The organism is Kitasatospora sp. NPDC007106, assembly GCF_040634455.1.
Taxonomy (GTDB): domain Bacteria; phylum Actinomycetota; class Actinomycetes; order Streptomycetales; family Streptomycetaceae; genus Kitasatospora; species Kitasatospora arboriphila.
Map to the genome: position 1 here is coordinate 1 of NZ_JBEYFP010000230.1, position 8,541 is coordinate 8,541.

Consider the following 8,541-nt stretch of genomic DNA (forward strand, 5'->3'; position numbering starts at 1 on the left):
GGCGCCGCAGCCGGGGCCTCGGCGGCCGGTGCCGCGGCGTTGGCGTCGGCGTCGGCCGGCGCCTCGGTCTTCGGGCCGATGCCGAGCTTGCCCTTGATCTTCCGCTCGATCTCGTCGGCGAGCTGCGGGTTGTCCCGCAGGAAGTTGCGGGCGTTCTCCTTGCCCTGGCCGAGCTGGTCGCCCTCGTAGGTGTACCAGGCGCCGGACTTGCGGATGAAGCCGTGCTCGACGCCCATGTCGATCAGGCCGCCCTCGCGGCTGATGCCGACGCCGTAGAGGATGTCGAACTCGGCCTGCTTGAACGGGGCCGCGACCTTGTTCTTGACGATCTTGACGCGGGTGCGGTTGCCGACCGCCTCGGTGCCGTCCTTCAGGGTCTCGATGCGGCGGATGTCCAGGCGGACGGAGGCGTAGAACTTCAGCGCCCGGCCACCGGTCGTGGTCTCCGGGGAGCCGAACATGACGCCGATCTTCTCGCGCAGCTGGTTGATGAAGATGGCGGTGGTGTTCGACTGGTTGAGCGCGCCGGCGATCTTGCGCAGGGCCTGGCTCATGAGCCGGGCCTGGAGGCCGACGTGCGAGTCGCCCATCTCGCCCTCGATCTCGGCGCGCGGCACGAGCGCGGCGACCGAGTCGATGATCACCAGGTCGATCGCGCCGGAGCGGATCAGCATGTCGGTGATCTCCAGCGCCTGCTCACCGGTGTCCGGCTGGCTGACCAGCAGGGCGTCCGTGTCGACGCCGAGCTTCTTGGCGTACTCGGGGTCGAGGGCGTGCTCGGCGTCGACGAAGGCGACGGTGCCGCCGGCCTTCTGCGCGTTGGCGGCGAGGTGCAGCGTCAGCGTCGTCTTGCCGGAGGACTCCGGGCCGTAGATCTCGACCACGCGGCCGCGCGGGATGCCGCCGACGCCGAGCGCGACGTCCAGCGCGGTGGAGCCGGTCGGGATCACGTCGATGGGCTCGTTGGCCTTCTCGCCGAGGCGCATCACCGAGCCCTTGCCGAACTGCCGCTCGATCTGGGCGAGTGCGGTCTCAAGGGCCTTCTCGCGGTCCGTTCCTGCCATGGCTTCCACCCTCGGGTTCTGTGCTGTGCGCTTCATCGTCCTCGACGCTAGCGCGTCCCACCGACAATCGACCCGGATCGGGCCGCGCCTGTGGAAAACTCGCCGCCCACAAGTATAGAGAACAATCGTTCGAATATTGCGGGGACTCCTACTCCTCCCCGTCCCGCCTGTCCCGACCTGCGGAATCGTCCGCGGATCCGGTCCGCATCATGCGCCGCAGACGGCGCGCGGCCTGCCGCCTGCGCTCCCGGCGTTCCTTCCGCTCCTCCCCGCGGTCGATCCGCGGGTCGGTCGCCACCTCGTAGCGGCGCACGTAGGTGCCGACGAATCCCTGCAGGGTGGCCGCGGCCGGGATGGCGATCAGCGCGCCCACCGCGCCGAGCAGCGCCGCCCCGGCGATCACCGAGCCGAACGCCACCGCGGGGTGCACGTCCACCGTCTTCGCGGTGATCCGCGGGTGCAGCAGGTAGTTCTCGACCTGCTGGTAGACGATGACGAAGCCGAGCACCCAGACCGCGTCCACCGACTGCCCGGTCAGCGCGACCAGCACCGGCAGCGCACCCGCGATGTAGGTGCCGATGGTCGGCACGAACTGCGACATCACGCCGACCCAGACGCCGAGCGCGGCCGCGTACGGCAGGCCGAGGATCTGGAAGACCAGCCAGTGCGCCAGCGTCGAGATGAGCGCGAGCAGCGCCCGGGAGTACAGGTAGCCGCCGGTCTTGGCGAGCGCGATCTCCCAGGCGCGCAGCACCTCGCCCTGCTTGGCGGGCGGCAGCAGCGAGCAGACGGTGCGCCGCACCCGCGGGCCGTCGGCGGTGAAGTAGAAGCTGAACAGGCCGACGGTGAAGAGCTGGAAGAGGCCGCCGATCACGGTGCTGGAGACGCCCCAGACGTTGCCGGCCGCCTGCTGGGCGTACTTCTCGACCGTCCCGGAGTCCTTGAGCACCCGCTTCTGCAGCTCGTCCAGCGAGAGGTCCTGGTGGAAGGTCCGGTTGATCCAGCCGATCAGGTTCTCCAGCAGGTGCGGCAGCTCGCCGGCGACCCGGGTGACCTGGTCGACGAGCAGCGTGCCGAGCGCGGCGAGGAAGCCGCCGACCGCGACCACCGCGGCGATGAACACCAGGAAGGTGCCGAGCCCGCGGCGCACCCCGCGGGCCGCCATCCGGTCCACCGCCGGCTCCATGGCCAGCGAGAGGAAGAAGGCCACCAGCAGCATGACGAAGAGGTCGATCAGCTGGTGGAACGCCCAGTCGGCGAGCTGGAAGAGGCCGACCAGCACCAGGGCGAGCACCATCGCCCGGGGCAGCCAGCGCGGCATGGCCCCGCCGCGCAGCTGGGGTCTGCGGCCGAACCATTCGTCGCGGGCGGGCCGTCCTTCCGGTGCCCCGGGCACCTGGCTGCTCTGCTGTTCTGGGCTGCTGTCCACCCGCCAAGTCTCGCCCATCGGACGGACGGCGTTTCCGGAATTGCGGCCGGGCCGCCGCGGCGCGGGCCGGGCCGGTCGCTCGGGCCGGCCCGGCGGGTCGGCGCGGCCCCGCGGCTCAGCGCAGCCGGGCGGGGACCCCCTGGCTGCCGCAGACCACCCGCCAGACGTCCTTGGCCTCCCAGCCGCCGTCCAGCGCCTGCTGCACCGTCCGGCCGCCGAGCTCGCTCATCACGTGGTCCCGCGCGAAGGACTCCGCGTACGCCTCGCCGAAGTGCTCGTTCATCCGTCGCCAGAACTCGGTCAGCCTCATGGCACCCAGTATCCCCGAGCCGGGTCGGCACCGGCCGCGGGCGGCTCCCGGCCCGGCACCGGCCGCGGGCCCTCAGGGCAGCGCGAGCAGGCCGGCGCCGTAGAACCTGCGGTCGCCGCAGGTGTCCGGCCCGGTCGGGCAGTTGGCGGCGGCGGCCGACTCCAGTTCGCCGGTGATCCGGTCGGGCCCCCAGCCGGGGTGCTCGGCGGCCACCACCGCGACGGCTCCGGTGACGTGCGCGGCGGCCATCGAGGTGCCGGCGAGCGCCGCGTACCGGTCGCCCGGCCAGTCGGAGACGATCGCGCCGTCCGCCCCGCCGTCGGGGTCGCCGCCGGGCGCGGCGATGGTGACGCCGCCGTAGTTGGTGTAGCCGGCCGGCACCCCGGCGCGGTCGACGGCGCTGACGGTGACCACGCCCGGCAGCTCCCCGGGCAGCCGGATGCACTCGGTGCCGAGGTGGCGGTCCTGCGGCGGGCCGGAGAGGCGGTCGTTGGGGCTGCGCCGGTCGTCGCGGTCGGCGGCGAGGTCCTGGCTGTCGTTGCCGGCCGAGGCGACGACGACCGAGCCGCGCTTCTGGGCGTAGGCGACGGCCCGGCCGACGGCCTGGGTGAGGGCGGCCTGGTCCGGGTCCTCGGGGCAGTTGTACTTCCACGGGTCGGCGAAGTAGCTGTCGTTGATCGCGCGGGCGCCGTGGTCGGCGGCCCAGAGCATGCCGCAGACGATGTTCTCGGCGTAGTACTGGCCGAGCGGGCCGAGCAGCCGCACGGCGGCGATCCGGACGCCGGGGGCGACGCCGGTGACGCCGCGGCCGTCCCGGGCGGCGCCGACGATGCCGGCCACGTGGGTGCCGTGGCCGCTCTCGGAGACGCCCTCGTCGGGCCGCCAGGCGCCGTAGCGGGCGTCCGGGCGCCCGTCGGCGCAGGAGACCGAGGCCCGCGGGTCGACCGCGTCCCGCAGGTCCGGGTGGGTGTCGTCGACGCCGGAGTCGAGCACGGCGACGAGCACGCCGCGCAGGGCGGCGGCGGTCGGCGCGGACGCGGCTCCGGCACGGTCCGCGGCGGGGGTGCGCAGCAGTGCGGCGGAGGCGGTCTGCGGGTCCCCGGCGCCGATCATGGCGAGGTTCCAGTCGTCCTGCTCGGCCGGGTCGGAGAGGCTGCCCTGGGCGTCGTCGGCGGCGGCCGCGGCCTCGTTGGCGGGGCGGAAGTCGGCGCCGGTGAGCGGGCCGGGCGGGCTCGGCACGGTGGCGGTGCGGGTGGCCCCGACGGCGGCTATGCCGGGCCGTTCGCGCAGCCGCTGGGCGAAGCCGCCGGAGGCGTAGGCGAGCACCGCGCCGATCTGGGGGTAGTCCTGGACGACCCGTCCGCCGGCCGCCCGGGCCTCGGCCGCGGCGAGCGAGGCGCCGTCGGCGTCCTGCCGCTCGGCGAGCACCAGGTAGCTGAGGTAGGCCCGGCCCGCGCCGGAGACGTAGGGGACGGCGCCGCCGACGACCAGGGCGACGAGCAGCATCGCCAGCAGCAGCTGGAGGAGTCGGCGGCGTCCGCGGGCGGGGCTGCCGGTCGCCGGGGCACCCGGTTCCATGGCGACCTCCGCTCTCCGCGGGACGGGGCGCGGGGCGGCCCGACCGAGCTGGTGGAGTCCTCCTCCCGGAGCGCGGCGGCTCCGGAAAGTGTGACTGAATCTTCACCATATGAGTGAAATGTCCGATTCTGCTCCCCGGGTTGCGGCAGACGGAGTGCCCGGCGGCGGAGTGCCTGCCGGTGGACCCGCCCTGTCGGCGGACCCGCCCTGTCAGTGGCACCGGGCACCATGGGGGCATGGCGCAGCACAGCCCCGCGGACGCCCTCGCCGGATTCGCCCCGGCCACCAGGGCCTGGTTCACCGGCGCCTTCACCGCGCCCACCGCCGCCCAGGCCGAGGCCTGGACGGCCATCGGCCGGGGCACCGACGTCCTGGTCGTCGCCCCCACCGGCTCCGGCAAGACCCTGGCGGCCTTCCTCTCCGCGCTGGACCGGCTCGCCTCCACCCCACCGCCGGCCGACCCCAAGCGCCGCTGCCGGGTGCTCTACATCTCGCCGCTGAAGGCCCTCGCGGTGGACGTCGAGCGCAACCTCCGCGCCCCGCTCACCGGCCTGCGCCAGGCCTCCGTCCGGCTCGGCCTGCCCGAGCCGGAGATCGAGGTCGGCATCCGCTCCGGCGACACCCCCGCCGCCGACCGGCGCCGCTTCGCCTCCCACCCGCCGGACATCCTCATCACCACCCCCGAGTCGCTCTTCCTGCTGCTCACCTCGGCCGCCCGGGACGCGCTGCGCGGCATCGACACGGTGATCCTCGACGAGGTGCACGCGGTCGCCGGCACCAAGCGCGGCGCCCACCTCGCGCTCAGCCTGGAGCGGCTGGACGCACTGCTGGACGCGCCGGCCCGCCGGATCGGCCTGTCCGCCACCGTCCGGCCGGTCGAGGAGGTCGCCCGCTTCCTCAGCCCGCAGCGCGGCGCGGTCGTCGTCCAGCCGCCCGCCGCCAAGGAGTTCGACCTGTCGGTGGTCGTCCCGGTCGCCGACCTCGACGAACTGCCCTCCGCCGGCGGCGACGACAACGACCCCGCACGGCAGGCCTCGATCTGGCCGCACGTCGAGGAGCGCATCGTCGACCTCGTCCAGGCGCACCGCTCGACCATCGTCTTCGCCAACTCCCGCCGCCTCGCCGAGCGCCTCTGCAACCGGCTGAACGAGATCGCCCACGAGCGCGCCACCGGCGAACCGCTGCCCGAGGCGCACGCCCCCGCCCAGCTGATGGGCGGCTCCGGCGCCGCCGGCGGCGCCCCGCCGCTGATCGCCCGCGCCCACCACGGCTCGGTCTCCAAGGAGCAGCGCGCCCAGGTCGAGGAGGACCTCAAGGCCGGCCGGCTGCCCGCCGTGGTCGCCACCTCCAGCCTGGAGCTCGGCATCGACATGGGCGCCGTCGAGCTGGTCGTCCAGGTCGAGTCCCCGCCCTCGGTCGCCTCCGGCCTGCAGCGCGTCGGCCGGGCCGGCCACCAGGTCGGCGCGGTCTCCACCGGCGTCGTCTTCCCCAAGTACCTCGGCGACCTGGTGCAGTCCGCCGTCGTCACCGAGCGGATGCGCGCCGGCCGGATCGAGGCGCTGCGGATCCCCCGCAACCCGCTGGACGTCCTCGCCCAGCAGCTGGTCGCCGTCACCGCCCTGGACACCTGGGACGTCGACGAGCTGCTCGCCCTCGTCCGCCGGGCCGCCCCCTTCGCCTCCCTGCCGCAGTCCGCGTTCGACGGCGTCCTCGACATGCTCGCCGGGCGGTACCCGTCCGACGCCTTCGCCGAGCTGCGCCCCCGCCTGGTGTGGGACCGCGTCGCCGGCACCGTCACCGGCAGGCCCGGCGCCCAGCGGCTCGCCGTCACCTCCGGCGGCACCATCCCCGACCGCGGCCTGTTCGGCGTGTTCATCGCCGGCACCACCGGCGCCGATTCGAAGACCGGGAAGAAGGGCGGCGGCCGGGTCGGCGAGCTCGACGAGGAGATGGTCTACGAGTCCCGGGTGGGCGACGTCTTCACCCTGGGCACCACCTCCTGGCGGATCGAGGACATCACCCACGACAAGGTCCTCGTCACCCCCGCCCCCGGCGTGCCCGGTCGGCTGCCCTTCTGGAAGGGCGACACCCTCGGCCGCCCGCTCGAACTCGGCCGCGCCGTCGGCGCCTTCGTCCGCGAGCTCGGCTCGCTCCCGCCCGAGCGGGCCACCGAGCGGCTGAAGGCCGCCGGCCTCGACGACTGGGCCGCCGGCAACCTGCTCACCTACCTCGCCGAGCAGCGCGCCGCCTGCGGGCACCTGCCGGACGACCGCACCATCGTCGTCGAACGCTTCCGCGACGAGCTCGGCGACTGGCGGATCGTCGTCCACTCCCCCTTCGGCGCCCAGGTGCACGCCCCCTGGGCGCTCGCCCTCGGCGCCCGGCTGCGCGAGAAGCACGGCCTCGACCCGCAGGTCATGCACGCCGACGACGGCATCGTGCTGCGGCTGCCCGACGCCGACCTTCTGGACTTCCCCTCCCCCGACGCGCCGCCCCCCGACGAGGCCCCGGTCGGCGCGGACGCCACGCTCTTCGACAGCACCGAGATCGAACAGCTCGTCACCGACCAGGTCGGCGGCTCCGCGCTGTTCGCCTCCCGCTTCCGCGAGTGCGCCGGCCGGGCCCTGCTGCTGCCCCGCCGCAGCCCCGGCCGCCGCACCCCGCTCTGGCAGCAGCGCCAGCGCGCCTCCCAACTGCTGGAGGTCGCCGCCGAGTACGGCTCCTTCCCGATCGTGCTGGAGGCCGTCCGCGAGTGCCTGCAGGACGTCTTCGACGTGCCCGGCCTGGTCGAACTCATGGGCGACCTGGAGTCCCGCGCCGTCCGCCTGGTCGAGGTCACCACTCCCGAGCCCTCCCCCTTCGCCCGCTCGCTGCTCTTCGGCTACGTCGCCCAATTCCTCTACGAGGGCGACTCCCCGCTCGCCGAGCGCCGCGCCGCCGCGCTCTCCCTCGACTCCCGGCTGCTGTCCGAACTGCTCGGCCAGGCCGAACTGCGCGAACTCCTCGACCCGGAGGTCCTCGCCCAGCTGGAGGCCGAACTCCAGCGCCTCACCCCGGAGCGGCGGATCAAGGACGCCGAGGGCGTCGCCGACGCGCTGCGGCTGCTCGGCCCGCTCTCCGAGGCCGAACTCACCGTCCGCGGCGCCGAACCGCTCCGGGCGCTGGAGCTGGAGTCCGCCCGCCGGGCCATCCAGGTCCGGATCGGCGGCGAGCTGCGCTGGGCCGCGATCGAGGACGCCGGCCGGCTCCGCGACGCCCTCGGCACCCCCCTGCCGGTCGGCGTCCCCGAGGCCTTCACCGAACCGGTCAAGGACCCGCTCGGCGACCTGCTCGCCCGTTACGCCCGCACCCACGGCCCGTTCACCGCCCCCGAGGCCGCCGCCCGCTTCGGCCTCGGCTCCGCGGTCGTCACCGGCACCCTGCACCGGCTCACCGCCGCCGGCCGCCTCGTCCAGGGCGGGTTCCGGCCGGTCGAGGGCCACACCGCCACCGTCGAGTGGTGCGACGCCGAGGTGCTGCGCCGGCTGCGGCGCCGCTCGCTCGCCGCCCTCCGCCAGGAGGTCGAGCCGGTGCCGCCCCGCTCGCTGGCCGCCTTCCTGCCGCAGTGGCAGCACCTCGCCGGGCACCGGCTGCGCGGCCTCGACGGCCTCTACCGGGTGGTCGAACAGCTCCAGGGCACCGCCCTGCCCGCCTCCGCCCTGGAGAAGCTGGTCCTCCCGGCCCGGCTGAACGACTACACCCCCGAGATGCTCAACGAGCTGATGGTCGCCGGCGAGGTCGGCTGGGCCGGCGCCGGCGCCCTGCCCGGCAAGGACGGCTGGATCAGCCTCCACCTCGCCGAGAACGCCCACCTGCTGCGCCCCGAGCCGGTGCCGCCCGCCCTCACCCCCGTCCACACCGACCTGCTGGAGGCCCTCTCCGGCGGGTACGGCCTGCTCTTCCGCCAGCTCGCCGACCGGCAGCCGGACACCCCCGAGACGGCCCTCGCCGACGCGCTCTGGGACTTGGTCTGGGCCGGGTACGTCACCAACGACTCGCTCGCCCCGCTGCGCGCACTGCTCGGCTCCGGCCGCACCGCCGGGTCGACGGCGCACCGGGCGCCGCGCGCCACCCCGCGCGGCCGCTTCGGCGGCGCCGGCCGGGCCTACGGCACCCGCCGG

At 74.9% G+C, this 8,541-nt stretch carries 5 protein-coding genes; 1 reads left to right on the top strand and 4 read right to left on the bottom strand.

Annotated features, from left to right (window positions below; all coding sequences use genetic code 11):
- From recA to ABZ641_RS18910, 4 genes are all read right to left on the bottom strand, one after another.
- A partial coding sequence (gene recA, locus ABZ641_RS18895) for a recombinase RecA (RefSeq protein ID WP_359983167.1) occupies positions 1-1,064 on the bottom strand: 1,064 nt, incomplete at its 3' end.
- Positions 1,065-1,212: 148 nt separating this feature from the next.
- Positions 1,213-2,400 (bottom strand): AI-2E family transporter, encoded by a 1,188-nt coding sequence (locus ABZ641_RS18900; protein WP_344623286.1) that lies wholly within the window; start codon positions 2,398-2,400, stop codon positions 1,213-1,215.
- A 208-nt stretch (positions 2,401-2,608) separates the two neighbouring features.
- The gene (locus ABZ641_RS18905; RefSeq protein ID WP_344623203.1) at positions 2,609-2,803 is read right to left on the bottom strand and encodes a DUF3046 domain-containing protein; all 195 of its coding nucleotides are present in this window, start codon (positions 2,801-2,803) and stop codon (positions 2,609-2,611) included.
- Between the two features lie 72 nt (positions 2,804-2,875).
- Positions 2,876-4,381 carry a S8 family serine peptidase gene (locus ABZ641_RS18910; protein ID WP_359983169.1) on the bottom strand — a complete coding sequence of 502 codons (1,506 nt, stop codon included), beginning with the start codon at positions 4,379-4,381 and terminating at the stop codon, positions 2,876-2,878.
- A gap of 236 nt (positions 4,382-4,617) precedes the next feature.
- Here ABZ641_RS18910 and ABZ641_RS18915 point away from each other — a divergent pair.
- A partial coding sequence (locus ABZ641_RS18915; RefSeq protein ID WP_359983172.1) for an ATP-dependent helicase occupies positions 4,618-8,541 on the top strand: 3,924 nt, incomplete at its 3' end.